Annotated in this window: 17 protein-coding genes; 8 read left to right on the top strand and 9 right to left on the bottom strand. The window is 36.1% G+C overall.

The window, feature by feature from the left end; genetic code table 11:
* The first annotated feature begins 39 nt into the window (after positions 1 to 39).
* From LPB89_RS13550 to LPB89_RS13535, 4 genes are all read left to right on the top strand, one after another.
* Positions 40 to 1,116 carry a glycosyltransferase family 1 protein gene (locus LPB89_RS13550; protein WP_230702306.1) on the top strand — a complete coding sequence of 359 codons (1,077 nt, stop codon included), beginning with the start codon at positions 40 to 42 and terminating at the stop codon, positions 1,114 to 1,116.
* Between the two features lie 134 nt (positions 1,117 to 1,250).
* Positions 1,251 to 2,213 (top strand): hypothetical protein, encoded by a 963-nt coding sequence (locus LPB89_RS13545; RefSeq protein ID WP_230702305.1) that lies wholly within the window; start codon positions 1,251 to 1,253, stop codon positions 2,211 to 2,213.
* A gap of 2 nt (positions 2,214 to 2,215) precedes the next feature.
* Positions 2,216 to 3,181, top strand: coding sequence for a hypothetical protein (locus LPB89_RS13540; RefSeq protein WP_230702304.1), 966 nt, complete (start codon positions 2,216 to 2,218; stop codon positions 3,179 to 3,181).
* A gap of 10 nt (positions 3,182 to 3,191) precedes the next feature.
* The gene (locus LPB89_RS13535; protein ID WP_230702303.1) at positions 3,192 to 4,007 is read left to right on the top strand and encodes a glycosyltransferase; all 816 of its coding nucleotides are present in this window, start codon (positions 3,192 to 3,194) and stop codon (positions 4,005 to 4,007) included.
* A 53-nt stretch (positions 4,008 to 4,060) separates the two neighbouring features.
* Here LPB89_RS13535 and LPB89_RS13530 read toward each other — a convergent pair whose 3' ends face one another.
* Genes LPB89_RS13530 through LPB89_RS13505 form a run of 6 tightly spaced genes read right to left on the bottom strand, consistent with a single transcriptional unit; the run spans position 4,061 to position 8,830 of the window.
* Positions 4,061 to 4,696, bottom strand: coding sequence for a sialic acid O-acetyltransferase (locus tag LPB89_RS13530; protein WP_230702302.1), 636 nt, complete (start codon positions 4,694 to 4,696; stop codon positions 4,061 to 4,063).
* Positions 4,696 to 5,706: a ketoacyl-ACP synthase III gene (locus LPB89_RS13525; protein WP_230702301.1), complete on the bottom strand. Its 1,011-nt coding sequence runs from the start codon at positions 5,704 to 5,706 to the stop codon at positions 4,696 to 4,698. Before LPB89_RS13525 ends, LPB89_RS13530 begins: the two co-directional genes overlap by 1 nt.
* 7 nt (positions 5,707 to 5,713) lie before the next feature.
* Positions 5,714 to 6,457 carry an SDR family NAD(P)-dependent oxidoreductase gene (locus LPB89_RS13520; RefSeq protein WP_230702300.1) on the bottom strand — a complete coding sequence of 248 codons (744 nt, stop codon included), beginning with the start codon at positions 6,455 to 6,457 and terminating at the stop codon, positions 5,714 to 5,716.
* The gene (locus LPB89_RS13515) at positions 6,457 to 7,542 is read right to left on the bottom strand and encodes an aromatic ring-hydroxylating dioxygenase subunit alpha (protein ID WP_230702299.1); all 1,086 of its coding nucleotides are present in this window, start codon (positions 7,540 to 7,542) and stop codon (positions 6,457 to 6,459) included. Before LPB89_RS13515 ends, LPB89_RS13520 begins: the two co-directional genes overlap by 1 nt.
* Positions 7,539 to 8,594 carry a 3-oxoacyl-ACP synthase III family protein gene (locus LPB89_RS13510; protein WP_230702298.1) on the bottom strand — a complete coding sequence of 352 codons (1,056 nt, stop codon included), beginning with the start codon at positions 8,592 to 8,594 and terminating at the stop codon, positions 7,539 to 7,541. The genes LPB89_RS13515 and LPB89_RS13510 overlap by 4 nt, the downstream gene beginning before the upstream one ends.
* Positions 8,595 to 8,599: 5 nt before the next feature.
* Positions 8,600 to 8,830: a phosphopantetheine-binding protein gene (locus LPB89_RS13505; RefSeq protein WP_127337161.1), complete on the bottom strand. Its 231-nt coding sequence runs from the start codon at positions 8,828 to 8,830 to the stop codon at positions 8,600 to 8,602.
* A 256-nt stretch (positions 8,831 to 9,086) separates the two neighbouring features.
* Between LPB89_RS13505 and LPB89_RS13500 the strand changes: the two genes are divergently transcribed.
* Together LPB89_RS13500 and LPB89_RS13495 are read left to right on the top strand one after the other, a co-directional pair.
* Positions 9,087 to 10,163 (top strand): DegT/DnrJ/EryC1/StrS aminotransferase family protein, encoded by a 1,077-nt coding sequence (locus LPB89_RS13500; RefSeq protein WP_230702297.1) that lies wholly within the window; start codon positions 9,087 to 9,089, stop codon positions 10,161 to 10,163.
* 45 nt (positions 10,164 to 10,208) lie between these two features.
* Positions 10,209 to 10,781, top strand: a complete 573-nt coding sequence (locus LPB89_RS13495) for an L-threonylcarbamoyladenylate synthase (RefSeq protein WP_166924393.1) — start codon at positions 10,209 to 10,211, stop codon at positions 10,779 to 10,781.
* A gap of 249 nt (positions 10,782 to 11,030) precedes the next feature.
* On the opposite strand, the gene LPB89_RS13490 is transcribed toward LPB89_RS13495, so the two are convergent.
* Positions 11,031 to 12,155, bottom strand: a complete 1,125-nt coding sequence (locus LPB89_RS13490; RefSeq protein ID WP_230702296.1) for a cysteine desulfurase family protein — start codon at positions 12,153 to 12,155, stop codon at positions 11,031 to 11,033.
* 83 nt (positions 12,156 to 12,238) lie between these two features.
* Between LPB89_RS13490 and LPB89_RS13485 the strand changes: the two genes are divergently transcribed.
* Entirely contained in the window at positions 12,239 to 13,231 is a 993-nt protein-coding gene (locus LPB89_RS13485) for a hypothetical protein (RefSeq protein WP_230702295.1), read from the top strand.
* 154 nt (positions 13,232 to 13,385) lie between these two features.
* Here LPB89_RS13485 and LPB89_RS13480 read toward each other — a convergent pair whose 3' ends face one another.
* Both LPB89_RS13480 and LPB89_RS13475 read right to left on the bottom strand, forming a co-directional pair.
* Entirely contained in the window at positions 13,386 to 13,937 is a 552-nt protein-coding gene (locus LPB89_RS13480; RefSeq protein WP_230702294.1) for a Smr/MutS family protein, read from the bottom strand.
* Entirely contained in the window at positions 13,927 to 14,112 is a 186-nt protein-coding gene (locus LPB89_RS13475) for a hypothetical protein (protein ID WP_230702293.1), read from the bottom strand. The genes LPB89_RS13480 and LPB89_RS13475 overlap by 11 nt, the downstream gene beginning before the upstream one ends.
* Before the next feature lie 104 nt (positions 14,113 to 14,216).
* On the opposite strand from LPB89_RS13475, the gene LPB89_RS13470 reads away from it, so the two are divergent.
* Positions 14,217 to 14,495, top strand: coding sequence for a DUF2752 domain-containing protein (locus LPB89_RS13470; RefSeq protein ID WP_230702292.1), 279 nt, complete (start codon positions 14,217 to 14,219; stop codon positions 14,493 to 14,495).
* Positions 14,496 to 14,500 lie beyond the last annotated feature (5 nt).

The raw sequence follows: 14,500 nt of genomic DNA, 5'->3' as shown, positions 1-14,500 counted from the left end.
ATTCTTCAAATTAATATTGTATTTTCGTAAAAAAAAATAATGCCACATCACAAGAGTGTTTTTTTAGAAACTCATAATATCAATAACAGAGCGGGCGGTTTAGGAACTTTTAACTACGAGTTAATCAAGGGATTGTCAGCATTGAATTTTGAAAATATGAAGTTAACACTCAATGCGAAAGATGTAAAACTTCTTGAAAGTGAATTTGGAGAAAAATTCAATTATAACAAATATACGAGTTTATCCAGATTAGGCTTCTTCAGGACACGTACAAAATATGATTTATGGCATTCTGTAAATCAAAATACAAAGGTTGAACCTTTTCATTGTAACAAATACCTGCTTACTGTTCATGATATCCACTTTATAGAAGAAGGATCTTCCGATTACAATCAGGAATTGACTAAACTTTTTGAAGCTAAATTAAAAAAAGCAAGTGCGATTACTTATATTTCAGAATTTGCAAAAAAACAAACGCATGATTTTTTTGATGTTCCGGATGTTTCCGAATATGTGATTTATAATGGTAATCCGATTTCTAAGCTGCTAGATACTTCCAGCTACGTTCCCAACGTTCCTGTAGACAAGCCTTTTTTCTATACCATTGGGGATTTTATAGAGCGAAAAAATTATGAATCCATCATTAACATGATGAAATTTATTAAAGATTTCAATTTAATCATATCGGGAAACAACAATAAAAAATACGGCGAGGAAATTAAAAAACTGATTACAGATAAGGGCTTATCCAATCAGGTTTTTTTAACAGGAAAGGTCTCTGATGAAGGGAAGCAGTTTTATATGAAAAACTGTACTGCTTTTCTTTTCCCATCCATAAGGGAAGGTTTTGGCCTCCCTCCTATTGAAGCCATGAGTTTTGGAAAGCCTACATTTTTATCAGACCGGACTTCTCTGCCCGAAATTGGCGGAAGCGAATCGAATTACTGGACCAATTTTGATCCGGAATACATGAAAACAGTTCTATTTACAGGATTGGAAGAGCACGAAAACAACAAATCTGAAAAAGAGAATCTCATCAAAAAAAGAGCTGCAAGTTTTAACTGGGAAGCATCTGCTGCTGAATATTTTAATATTTATAAAAAAATATTATATTGAAATTACCGCAATAATGGTGCGATTTTTGAGTTTTAAAAACAGAAGCAAAATAAAAAGTCCAAACAAAATCACAATCCACCTTTTATTGTTAAAATTTTCTTAATTTCGCGTCGTCGTTTCAACAACTTTACATTATGCACATAACCTTAATAAGCCTTGATAATTGGGGATTCAATAATCATATTGCTACTGCCTTAGAAAAACAGGGCCATAATGTACACCACATTAATTTTAATAAATACGAGTATAAATACTCGAGCATACTATACAGAGCTTACAATTTTTTCCTTAAAACATTCCTTAAGAAAAACCTTAAGACTATGTACTTCGGTAAAAAAATAATTGAAAACCTAAAAGAGATTGATAAAATCCAGGATTTAATCGTAGTAATCAAAGGTGATTTTATTGATCCGAAAAGTGTAGCAGAATTAAAGAAATACGGAAAAAAAACAATTGCTTATTTTAACGACAACACTTACCGATGTCCAAAAATAATTCGTGTTATTCCACATTTTGATGAAGTTTATTCTTTTGAAAAAGAAGATTGCAAGAAGTACAATTTAAAATTCGGCACCAACTGGATTTACAATTCCGTTTGTGTTACAAACGAAAAACCATTTGAATACCAGGTTTTCAATATTATATCACAGGATAAAAGGCTTTCCATTCTTTCCAAAATTGCCAGTGATTTAAAAGCAAAAAACATTAGTCACAAATTTTTTGTGTATAACAAAAAGTTTCAGAGAAGGACCTCAACGATTGAATTTATAACCAATCATATTCCCTTATCAGAAATAAATGAATATATAAGCCGCTCTCAGGTTTTACTTGATATCAACCGAAAAAAACAAATTGGATTAACATTCAGGGTATTTGAAAGTATCGGGCTTCAGAAAAAGTTAATTACTACCAATTCGGATATTGTAAATTATGATTTTTACAACCCAAATAACATTTTGGTAATTGATGAGAAAAATCCGGATATTCCGGTTTCCTTTTTCGAAAAAGAATATCAAAAGATACCTGAAGAAATTTTTAATAAATACACTTTAGAAGGCTGGATTCAAAATGTAGTTTATAGTAATATCTCCAAATAAACATGTCACAAAATATATATATTATCTGTCCTCCCAAAAAAGCTACCGGAGGGCCTGAAGCATTACATCAGTTAGGTTATATTCTGAATACACTGGGATATAATGCAAAAATGTTATACACCAAATATAAAAAGGACCCTGTTCATCCTTTTTACAAAAACTACAATGTTCCGTACGTAAGAAGAATAAAAGACAGCGCGGACAATGTGATCATCATACCGGAGTCAATGACCAATCTTATTGCTAAATATCCTTTGTCGGAGAAGAAAGTATGGTGGTTAAGCCTTGATTTTTATGAGGTACTGATGAACAGCAGAGAAAAGAAAAAAAACTGGATCAGAAAGATTTTTGTTCCTTACAAACATACCGAATATCGTTTTGAGCCTAATAAAACGGTAACACACTGGTATCAGTCCCAAAGAACAAAAGAGTTTTTACTGACCAAAAAACTGGACAATGAAATCGCTTACTTATGCGACTATGTGACGGAACTTTTTTTCGACGATCTTCCTGAGACGTTTACAAAAGAAAATATCATTACCTACAATCCTAAAAAAGGACTGGATAAGATTGAGAAATACATGGAACTTCTTCCACAATACCAGTGGACACCATTGTCGGGTATGACGAGAGAGCAAATGAGGGATACTTTACGAAAAACCAAACTTCATATTGACTTTGGTTATTTTCCCGGCCGCGATAAAATTCCGAGGGAAGGACTTGTCTCCGGCGTTTGTTTGTTAACAGGCCGTGATGGAACCTCAGCCTTTAAAGAAGATTTGGGAATACCGGAAAAATACAAATTACACGCCGACGACAGGCAGCCTGAAAAAGTAACGGAACTCATTAATCATACCATGAATAATTATGAAGAGGTTTTTCAGGAATTTTCAGTTTTCAGAACGTTTGTGATGAATGAAAAAAGCAGGATGATCGAAGACGTAAAAAAACTTTTTAATAAAAACTAACTTAAATACTATGTTTGTAAGTGTTGTAATGATTACCTATAATCACTCGGCGTATATTAAGCAGGCCATAGAAAGTATCTTGTCTCAGCGTACTGATTTTGAATTTGAACTTGTAATCTCTAATGATAAATCAACGGATGACACAGATGCCATCATTAAAGAAACAATCGCCAGCAATCCTAACGGACATAAGGTAAAGTATTACAATAACGAGACTAATCTCGGAATGATGCCTAATTCTGTTGCGGCCCTTGAGAAAGCTTCCGGAAAATATATCGCTTTATGCGAAGGGGATGATTACTGGTGCGACGATCAAAAATTAAGTATACAGGTTGATTTTTTAGAAGCCAATCCTGATTTTAGCATTTGCTTTCATAACGTGTATTTGCTGACCGATACGGAAATGAAAGAAGACAATCCGAGAAAGAGAATCCCGGAGGTTTCAACCATTAAGGATCTTGCCAAAAACAATTACATTCACACTCCGAGTGTAGTTTATCGCAACAATCTTTTTGGCGAATTGCCACAGTATTTCAGTGAAGCCCCTATCGGCGATTACTTTCTACACATGCTGAATGCCCAGCATGGAAAAATAAAATATATCGATAAACTGATGTCTGTTTATCGTATTCATAACACCTCGTACTGGTCTTCGAAAAAAGATGCCGAACAAAGGGTGATCATGATCAATTTCCTGACGAAACTGAAAACCTATTTTGATACTGACGTTCAGAAAATATTAAACAAGCAGATTTTAAAGATTCGTTCTAAAGATGCTTCGTTTTTTGAAAAACTAAATTATAAAATAAAGGCTCTGTTGCAATAACAGAGCCTTTGTTTTATAGTCGTACTTTTTACATTTCACATTCACAAAAAAACTTAAAAGTCCAGTTTTTTAGCAGGAACGCCAAAAACAGTAATGCCTTCTTTTACATTTTTAATGACCAGGCTTGACGCTCCGACTGTAGCGCCTTTTCGAACAATTACGTGCGGTAAAACAGTAGCCCTGGTATTTAGGAGTACTTCCTCTTCCAATACCACGAAACCGCCTGTAAAGCTGTAAGCGCTTAAATGCGACCATTTATCGATCCTTGTATCGTGTCCTAAGCCAACATAACCCTGTATGGTCACAAAATCGCCAATGGTGCAATCGTTACTGATGTTGGAATTCATAAAAACAATCAGGCCGTTTCCCACGACAGCATTGGTGTTGAGAGTTGTTGAAGGATGTATTAAATTGATAAACTGAGCTCCCTTATTCAGGATTAGTTCTGTATAATGTTTCTTCCATTTGATACTGCCTAAGGCGCAAACAAAAACGTCATTTTCTACAATTTCATAATCTTCCACTGATCCAATAATTTCAGGATAATTTTCGAAACCTGCCAAAGCATCTGCTTTATCATCCAAAAAACCCTTAACCACGTATTCTATATTGAATCCGGCACATTGTATGGCCAGATCATATACTTCACGTCCGAAACCTCTTGCTCCTATTATGATTAAATTCTTCATTATTCCACTATTAAATTACAGGCCGCCCAGGAATATCCGACACCAAATCCTGCCAGTATTACATTTTTGCAGTTATTTATTTTTCCTTGCTTCTGCGCTTCATATAAGGCAATCGGAATAGTTGAGGAAACCGTATTTCCGCACTCTTCCATAGCGATAAAGAATTTCTCTTCGGGAATTTTTATTTTTTTTCTTAAGTGGTTCAGCATGTATTTATTCGCCTGGTGGAAAACAAATAAATCAATATCTTCTTTGGCTAAATTTGACTTTTCTAAAATGGCCTCTGTCAGCTGTGGAACAAATTCTCCGGTGAAATTGAAGATTTCGGTTCCGTTCATAAACAGGTTTTTATCGTTTCGGACATTTCCAAATTCATCCACTATATCTTCATTTTTATCGGAAACCGGAAAACGCATTCCGCCTTGTTTTACAATCAGGTTATCAGCCCCTTTTCCATCTGTTCCGAAAACAAAATTACCCAGCGTACAAAATCCTTTTTCACTGCTAATCAAAGTTGCAGCGGCGGCGTCACCAAAAATAGTTTTATTGCTTTTGTCTTTGGGATGAATAAATTTTGAGTACGTTTCTGAAGTGATCAGCAACACGTTTTTTGCCATTTCTCCAGCGATCAGTCCTTTGGCAAGGCTTAAACCATACACAAAACCGGAGCATCCTAAATTAAAATCGAGGGCACCAATGGTGGTTTCGAGGCCTAATTTTTCCTGAATGATACAAGCCGTCGTTGGCAAAAAATAATCGGGACTTTGTGTACAAAACAATAAAAAATCAATTTCTGATCGGTCGATGTTATGTTCAGCGAATAATTTTTCGGCAGCCTTAACCGCCATGTCGGATGAAAACTCATCTTTGGCACTGATATGCCGGGCATTGATTCCGGTTTTTGCACTGATCTTTTCAATACCCCATTCCGGAAATTCCTGATTTATCAGATCATTTGTCAGCACTGATTCAGGTAAATAATACGAAATGGCTTTTATATTGGCTTTCATTGTAAATTTATATCGTTGAAGTTCTTCCTCCGTCTAAAACTATATTTTGTCCCGTGATCCAGCTGCTGGCTTCCGATAGTAAAAACACAATTGGATTGGCCACCTGAACCGGGTCACCATATCCCAAAGGATATTTTTTTTCATCCTGCTGAATGACTTCCAAAGATAAATCTTCAATAGACCTTGCTGTTATTTCTGTTTTTACCATTCCAGGCGAAACACAATTGACACGTGTTTTACTGTTGGCGAACTCACTTGCCCAAACTTTTGAAATCGCAATTAAGGCCCCTTTTCCGGCGGCATAAATTCCGTTTCCTTTCATTCCGAACAAACCTGCGATCGACGAAACCAAAACAATGGAACTTCCTTTGTTTATTTTTTTCTTTTTGAAAATCAGGTTTACCAGATAGACAACGGAGTCAAAATTTATCGATCTCATCTCGTTCATTAATTCTTCCGTATAGAATTTAACCGGCGCTAAAGATACAATTCCAGCCGAATGCACGATTCCGTCAATATTTTCAATCGTGTCTACAATAGCCTTAATGTCTTCCATTTTAGATAAGTCGGCAGCGATAAAACTATTTTCAGTTCCGCATACTTCAATTAATTTTTCGAGAAAATCACGGCGTCTGGCGATCGCTATAAAGGTTCCTCCCTGTCTTGCAATAGCCAGACAGGTTTCGTAACCAATGCCCGAAGAAGCTCCCGTTACTAGTATTTTTTTTCCTGATAAATCAAATGGATTCATTATATATCGTTTAATTCTTTTTTATTAAAATAGTCATAGAATTTTAAAATCCTGAACTCTTCATCACCGAATATCGGTGAACTGTCTTTAAAATGCTCCAGATTGGTCTGAATATTTTCGACTATTTTTTTGTCTTCATTCAAAACCAAATCCAGTGATTCGTTGGAACTGTTGTTAATGAAATCAATAATATTCTGTTGTGATTCGCTTAGTTCTTTTTCGAATTTAGGAGCGAAATAACGCACTCTTAAATTGGTTTTTGAAGGGGACTCCGGAAACATAAATCCGAAATAAAATCCTTTTCCTTCTACCGAACTTATAAAAGCATTGGGATAACTGTAAAAATGCAGATAGCCCTGTGGTTTGAAAGTTCTGTCGGCTAATGATTTTTCGATGATTTTATTTGACTTTACGGCTTCTCCTTTTGGAAATTCACACCAGCTGTGCGCTTCGAAAAAATCAAACTTTTCCGGAGCTACCGATCCGAATCCCATTTTTGCAAATGAATTTTCGTGAACAGAAGTACAGTGGTAACATTCCAGGACATTTTCTACCAGAAGTTTCCAGTTGACTTTATGTTCAATCGTATAATCAATGGTTTTTGCACCAAAATGCTGACTGATTTCTGCTAAAGACGTAAATACGTTTCCCAAATAATTGTTTAAACTTCTGTCGAGCTGATCGTTTAATTTTATGAAAACAAAATCACCGCAATAATCAATTTCATATTCTTTTAGCCTTAATGTACTGATATTATCTTTTTCGAATGAATTTCGGCACATTAATCCGATTACATTTCCTTTTTTGCCATAAGTCCAGTTATGGTATAAACAGGAAGAAACCCTGTTTCCGTAAGGTTCCTCATGGATGGTATTGAACCGGTGCAGGCAAACATTCTGAAAAGATTTCAGGGTACCGTTATAGTTTTGGATAAATATCTTATTTCCAAAATACTCTAAAGTAACAAAATCATTGTTGTTTGCTAATTCATTCTTATGTGCAACTAATATCCAGGACTCCTTAAAAAACAAAGATTTTTCTTTTAGAAAAACGGTTTCATCTATGTAATTTAAATTTTTTATCATAGTTCAATTAAATCTGAAATTACAGCATTGTTCAATGTTATTTTTGCTGTTCCCCAGGATAAACCTACTCCGAATCCGCAAAGGATTAAATCCTGAGCAGCGTTGTTCAGCTTATCTTGTAAAGCTGTTACGATCGTTAACGGAATGGTAGTAGAAGACGTGTTTCCAAATTCTTTTAATGAATAAGGTACTTTTTCGACCGGTAATTTTAATTTTTTAACGATCATTTTGTTCATCATTAAATTGGCCTGATGAAATACAAAATGATCAATTGCTTCCTTATCGATCTCAAACTTTTCAATCAGTTTGTTGACCGTTTTCGGGGCTTGTGATATTCCGAAGCTAAAAACATCCATTCCGTCCAGGATCAGCTGGCAGGCGTTTCTTTCGATTCCCGGAGAAATTGTATGATAGGTTAATGAATCCGAATTAATTCTGTTTCTGGATCCGCCGTCGTTTACAATTATGGTTTTGTAGCCCGAACCATCGGTTCCTAAGTCAAAAAGTAAATCCGATGCATTTTCATCAAATTCAAATGCTGTGGCGCTTCCTCCGTCCCCAAAAAGCGGAACAGTGCTTTTATCTGATTTAGAAAGCAGTTTACTGCTTGTGTCTCCGGCGAGAAGCAATCCTTTTTTTAAACCGGTTGCTTTCATCATACCGGCTATTATAGACATTCCGTACACATATCCTGAACATCCTAGAGGAACGTCAAAAGCGATACAGTTGGTCGATAATCCCAATCTGTCCTGAAGTATGGCTGCAGAAACGGGTAAAATATAATCGGCCGTCTGCGAAACAAAAACCAGGATTTCTATTTCGTCTTTTTGCCAGTTCAGGTCTTTGATTAATTTTTCAGCAGCTTCAGCGCACAAATCAGAAGTACAGATTTCCTTGGTTGCAATACGTCTTTCTTCCACCCCGGTTGCATCAATAAATCTCTGAATTTCTTCCTCTGTCAATATATCTAAATCAATATTGCGCTCCAGATTTTTTGGAACGCAACACGATATACCTTTTATTGCAATATTATTTACTGAAAAAGTAGCCATTTCAATTACCCTTTATTTTTTATTATTTCGAAGATGTCGTTTAATGAATTGGAAGATTTAATATCATCTCCGGTCAGTTTTACTGAATATTCTTCATCAGCCATAGCGATTAGTGACAAAGCGGTCAGCGAATCCCATTCTTCCAAATCTCTAAAAACAGTTTCTTGTTTTATTAATGTTGCATCTGTATCATCTAAAAGATCTGCAAAATTTTGCAAAAAAGTGTTGATTTCCATAGTATTCCTAAATTTATTTTGTTTTTATTCTATTTCTGATTTTTTATAAAAGCCCAAAAGGGAAATTAGTATTTATTCCGCTAAAACCATTCCTAAAAACTTGTTTTTCAAAGCGTCAGGCCTGCCGGATAATGCTTCTGTTTTTTATAATTCCCGCTTATGCTGATAAATCAGCATTCTTTTGTTATTTTTACCCCGCAAATATAACAATAGTTTACCCTTAAAAGGTTAATTAAACTTACTAAATACATAATAAATGATTCCAGTAACCAAAACTTTTCTGCCTCCGCAAGAAGAATACAATTCTTATGTAAAACGGGCGTGGGATAAAGTTTGGCTCACAAATCGCGGTGAACTGACAATAGAATTGGAAGATAAACTTAAAAATTATCTGAATGTTCCTCACATTACTATTACTAATAACGGTACTATACCTTTACAAATTGCCTTAAAGCTATTTGGAAAAGGAGGAGAAATCATCACAACTCCGTTTTCGTATGTGGCTACTTCGGCTGCGATTGTATGGGAAAATTGTACGCCGGTTTTTGTTGATATCCATCCGGATTACCTGACTATAGATGAAACCAAAATTGAAGCCGCCATTACTTCCAAAACAACGGCAATTCTGGCGACTCACGTTTTTGGGAATCCATGTGCTATTGAAGCTATAGCAGCCATCGCAGAAAAATACAATCTGAAGGTGATTTATGATGCCGCACATTGTTTTGGGGTAACTTATAATAACGAATCGATATTTCAATTTGGAGATGTAAGCACCTGCAGTTTTCACGCTACGAAATTATTTCACACCGGAGAAGGCGGTGCCATGTTCTGTAAGGATGAAGAAACACAACATACTTTATTTTACAGTCATAATTTCGGACATAACGGCCCTCTGGCTTTTCACGGACTGGGCATAAATGCTAAAATCTCAGAACTGCAGTCGGCTATGGGATTGGCCCTTTTTCCCTATATGGAACATATTATTGCAGAAAGAAAAAAAGTAACCGATTTTTACAATGCCAATCTGAATTTCAAAAACCTTAAAAGTATAAAAATCAGGGAAAATACCGAATGGAATTACAGCTATTACCCGGTAATTTTTGAATCCGAAGCGATTTTACTGGAAGTTCAGGAAGCACTGGCAAGAGAAAACATACAGCCAAGACGTTATTTTTATCCTTCTTTAAACACGATACCTTACACCAAGGGTGCCGAAATGCCGGTATCGGAATCTATCGCTTCAAGAGTAGTGTGCCTTCCCTTATATGTTGGCCTTGCTACCGTTGATTTACAAAAAATTACTACTATTATCAATACACTAACCTCTTAAAAGTACAAGTCCAATAAGTTGTTATTAAAATAAAAATTTGCTATTATGAGTCAGGATATCAATCAGGAAATCATCAACGCTTACGAAGTGATTAAAGAAGGCGGAATTATTCTTTACCCTACAGATACCGTTTGGGGAATTGGTTGTGATGCTACAAACCCGGAAGCGGTTGCCAAAATATACAAACTAAAACAACGTGCAGAAACGCAAAGCATGATTGTATTGATGAATGGTGAAAAAATGATGTACAATGTCTTTAAAAACATTCCTGAAGTCGCCTGGCAGCTGTTGGACCTGTCCGAAAAACCGACAACATTAATTTTAGACGAACCTCGAAATGTAGCTCCGAATATCATTGCAGCCGATAATTCACTTGGTATACGTTTGGTTAAAGAACCTTTTTGCTTCAAATTATTAGAACGAATGAAAAAACCGCTGGTTTCTACTTCAGCAAATATTTCCGGCCAGCCCACTCCTATCGCCTTCAAGGATATCAATCCTGAAATTGTAAATGGTGTCGACTATGTTGTAAAACTAAACCAGGATAAGGTTGCCGGAAAACCATCGACTATCATCAAGTTAACAAATGATTCGCAGGTGAAAGTGATTCGGAAGTAAGTTTTTTGTTTCAGGTTTCAGGTTTCAAGTTTCAAGTTTCAAGTTTCAAGTTAACTCATTGGGATTTGGAATTTTCATAATTGGAATTTATTTGCAGATTTCAGGTTCAATCCTTTGGAATTTGGAATTTCCATAAATTGGAATTTGTTTGCAGGTTTCAGCCTAAACAGTTGGAATTTGGAATTTTCACAATTTGGAATTTCAACCTCTGTACCTTTGTACCTCTGCACCTTGCACCTCAAAAAAAAACTAAACCATTTTCAAACTTTCCACCAGCCAGTCAATATCCTCTTTGGTGTTATAATGGCTAAATGAAATGCGAAGATTCGGTAATTTTAAATCTTCCTCAGAAAGCATTTCTTTTAAAACATGCGAAGGCTTTATGCTTCCGGACTGGCAGGCGCTTCCTCTGGAGACCGCTATTCCTTTCATATCCAGGCTAAATAAAAGCATTGACGTTTTATCCGAAGAAAAAGGAAGAATGATATTGATGATATTATAAAAATCTTCTTTTTTACCATTGATTCTAAAACCCGGAAAATGAATTCCAAGCTGATCAATAAGGTACATTTTCAAGTCCGAAATGTAGTTTCTTTCCTCATCCAGGTTTTCGTATGAAAGCGACAGCGCTTTTGCCATTCCGGCAATCTGATGTACGGCTTCCGTTCCTGCACGAAGTCCTTTTTCCTGTTCTCCGCCAAATAGCAAAGGCTGTAAACCTGTATTTTTTCGAATAAAAGCAAATCCTACTCCTTTCGGCCCGTGAAACTTATGCGCACTGGCCACAATAAAGTCAACGGAGGTCTTTTGCAGGTCAATTTCCGTTTTCCCTACAGATTGTACCGTATCTGAGTGAAACAAGGCGTTATATTGCCTGCAAATAACGGCTACCCGGTCCAGATCGAGAATCGTACCGGTTTCGTTATTGACATGCATTAAACTTACAAGTGTTTTTTTCTCCTGGGCCAGCAAATTAGACAAGTGTGTCAAATCGATTGTTCCGTCAGGGTGTATATTCACGTAATCTACCTGAATATTATAATCGGACTGTAAAGCCAGGACACTGTACAAAACGGCGTGATGTTCCGTTTTAGCCGTAATAATGCGCTCTGTTTTCAGGTCTTCTATCGCTGAACGCAGAATCCAGTTATCAGCTTCCGTACCGCCGGAAGTAAAAATAATTTCCTGCGCTGTGCAATTTAAATGTTTCGCAATGCTTTTTCTGGAAAGTTCCAGAATAGTTTTTCCGTTTCGTCCAAAACTGTGGGTAGAAGAAGGATTACCAAAATCCTCTGTCATCACTTTCGTAATTTCCTGAATCACTTCAGGACGCATGGCAGTAGTAGAGGCGTTATCGAGATATACTTTTTTCATTACGGCAAAGTTATGAAATATCAATTGTGAATTCTTAAATATCAATTGCCAAATTTTTCACTATTTTTGACCCAAATAAAATCATGATGAGAAAATATGCATACCTCCTGTTATTCGCCCTTTTATTAAATGGATGTGATGATGGTGATATAACTGTTGAGACCGTAAACTTTAGTGATGTTACTGCTGACGCCTGTAACCTTACCACGAATGAACTAATTTTCAAACTAAAAAGCCAGGAATCATTGCTCTTGCAATTGGCACCGGGTACGCTGCTTAACGAACCAACACCTGTAGGTGATCCCAGAGAATTCAGCATTAATAATGATAGTAATTTCAGACTTGTTTACAGAAGTTATGACGGAGCTGTGGCTAAAACTAATATTTGCAGCCTGATTCCGCCAACAACGCCAAATATCATTAACGAATGGTATGCCAAGTCGGGAACAATTGAAATTACCACTACCGCGCAAAAGACAACAAACGAAACTACTGGTGCCATCACCATTACAGGATATACCCATAATATCATCATTAAAAACCTTACGTATTCGATAGCAAGCTTAGATGTCACACAGCCTCAAGTCATTTTTGGTGATTTTAAAACCACTATAGCGGATGCTGACAAACTGAACCTGACTTTCACTAAAGCGGTTAAGCAATGTGCAAGTGGAGGACAAGTTTACACATACAATGACAATTCAGCAATGACCATTGACAATATTGACCCTACGTTAATTCAGAATGTTGTAACTCCGGCAAATGCTCCGAGAACAGGATTAATAGGTACAACTGTAAACAAACTTCTCTTTAAGGTTTACACAGGCAGCGCCCTTAATGATAGTTATTTCTGTACAGCAACACCACCAACAACAGCAGTATTAAAAGAAACATGGGCAGGAGTTCCGGGTGTAGCCAATACCAGCGGAATTATTGAAGTAACCACAACCACCGATGTGGCAAATACATTTAAACATACGATAAGACTTAGAAATACGACGCTGCAAAAAACAACAAATACTGTTAATTTAGGGACCAGTTACGTATTGGGCGACATCTATACCACAACAAATTAACCCACTTTAATTTTCCGGTTTTCCGGAATTTCACAAAGTGTTTTATTCCTACAAAAAAAACATCCGTTTCCATTCTAATTTTAAAGTAAGATTAGTTTTGAAAACGGATGTTTTTTATGTTTCAATTTAAGCTGTTTCGGACAGCGAAAATGTTTTATTTATTATTTTGCCTGAAATAAACTTCCGTTGCTCCCAAGCCATATTTTTGATAATTGGCATCCTGAAAATCAATTCCGTCATAACGCCCCAGTAAAAAGTCAAGTTCCGCTTTCAGAATTCCTTCGCCAACACCGTGAATAAAAACAATCTTCGGAATACGGTTTCTGATCGCAAATTCAATATGTCTTTTTGCCGTTTCGGTTTGCAGTGTCAAAATATCGTAATTGGACATTCCGCGTTTGTTCGGAACCAGTTTTTCGATATGCAAATCAAATTCCGGAGCTGCAATTTCGCGTTTATCCTTCTTTTCTTTTACGAAACTTCTTGGTTTGGGCTCTGTTTTCTCCTTTGAAATTTCATCTATATCAATTCTTTTAATGGAATTCATTAAATTACTGGAATCCTGAATTTTAATTAATTCATTGACAAAAAATGTCATCATAAATCCGTCTTCCGTTTCAATTAAAACCTCCTTGTTTTTAACAGAAACCACTACTCCGTTTATGGCCTCATCCAAAACCGAAACTTTATCACCTTTACTTAACATCCTCTTCTTCTTTTTCCTGATTCTTACTTGGTGTTTTTGCACTCAACTGCATCATTCCATACATGAAAACTGCCATTGCAATTACCATAATATAAATATTTTTTTCTGCCGATACCTGTTCATAAAGTGCCACAGCAATAGCAAGTACCATTATTAAAATTTTAAAAGCTTTCATATTTTTAAGTCTAAGGATCCAAAAGTAAGAAACTTTAAAATAGTACTTCTTAACTTCCTGAAATGTTGTCCTTTTTTTTCGTAAAATTGTAAAAATCAAAACCTGTGAATTTAGAGAAATTTATGCTGCCCTGTTTATTCAAAACCCTGTTCGGAATCGAATGTCTGGGATGCGGTTTCCAGCGCGCTTTATTCTTACTTTTTCAGGGTGAGTTTTCAGCCGCTTTTCAAATGTATCCGGCACTCTATTCTACGCTTATTTTTCTGGGTTTTGTGGGTTTATACTTTTTAGAAAAATCTAAAAAGTACAGCAAATTACTTTGGATTTCCGGAATCATAAATGCTGTTTTTATGGTTGGCGGCTATTGGTACAAACACTTTTAATTTTC

The sequence above is a fragment of the Flavobacterium sp. ENC genome (genome assembly GCF_020991415.1).
Lineage (GTDB): Bacteria > Bacteroidota > Bacteroidia > Flavobacteriales > Flavobacteriaceae > Flavobacterium.
This window is presented reverse-complemented; position numbering and strand designations above follow the sequence as displayed.

Bases quoted from the DNA above. Each gene is read 5' to 3' on its own strand.
- LPB89_RS13550 (WP_230702306.1), top strand. From the start codon at position 40: ATGCCACATCACAAGAGTGTTTTTTTAGAAACTCATAATATCAATAAC.
- LPB89_RS13545 (WP_230702305.1), top strand. From the start codon at position 1,251: ATGCACATAACCTTAATAAGCCTTGATAATTGGGGATTCAATAATCAT.
- LPB89_RS13540 (WP_230702304.1), top strand. From the start codon at position 2,216: ATGTCACAAAATATATATATTATCTGTCCTCCCAAAAAAGCTACCGGA.
- LPB89_RS13535 (WP_230702303.1), top strand. From the start codon at position 3,192: ATGTTTGTAAGTGTTGTAATGATTACCTATAATCACTCGGCGTATATT.
- LPB89_RS13530 (WP_230702302.1), bottom strand. From the start codon at position 4,696: ATGAAGAATTTAATCATAATAGGAGCAAGAGGTTTCGGACGTGAAGTA.
- LPB89_RS13525 (WP_230702301.1), bottom strand. From the start codon at position 5,706: ATGAAAGCCAATATAAAAGCCATTTCGTATTATTTACCTGAATCAGTG.
- LPB89_RS13520 (WP_230702300.1), bottom strand. From the start codon at position 6,457: ATGAATCCATTTGATTTATCAGGAAAAAAAATACTAGTAACGGGAGCT.
- LPB89_RS13515 (WP_230702299.1), bottom strand. From the start codon at position 7,542: ATGATAAAAAATTTAAATTACATAGATGAAACCGTTTTTCTAAAAGAA.
- LPB89_RS13510 (WP_230702298.1), bottom strand. From the start codon at position 8,594: ATGGCTACTTTTTCAGTAAATAATATTGCAATAAAAGGTATATCGTGT.
- LPB89_RS13505 (WP_127337161.1), bottom strand. From the start codon at position 8,830: ATGGAAATCAACACTTTTTTGCAAAATTTTGCAGATCTTTTAGATGAT.
- LPB89_RS13500 (WP_230702297.1), top strand. From the start codon at position 9,087: ATGATTCCAGTAACCAAAACTTTTCTGCCTCCGCAAGAAGAATACAAT.
- LPB89_RS13495 (WP_166924393.1), top strand. From the start codon at position 10,209: ATGAGTCAGGATATCAATCAGGAAATCATCAACGCTTACGAAGTGATT.
- LPB89_RS13490 (WP_230702296.1), bottom strand. From the start codon at position 12,155: ATGAAAAAAGTATATCTCGATAACGCCTCTACTACTGCCATGCGTCCT.
- LPB89_RS13485 (WP_230702295.1), top strand. From the start codon at position 12,239: ATGATGAGAAAATATGCATACCTCCTGTTATTCGCCCTTTTATTAAAT.
- LPB89_RS13480 (WP_230702294.1), bottom strand. From the start codon at position 13,937: ATGTTAAGTAAAGGTGATAAAGTTTCGGTTTTGGATGAGGCCATAAAC.
- LPB89_RS13475 (WP_230702293.1), bottom strand. From the start codon at position 14,112: ATGAAAGCTTTTAAAATTTTAATAATGGTACTTGCTATTGCTGTGGCA.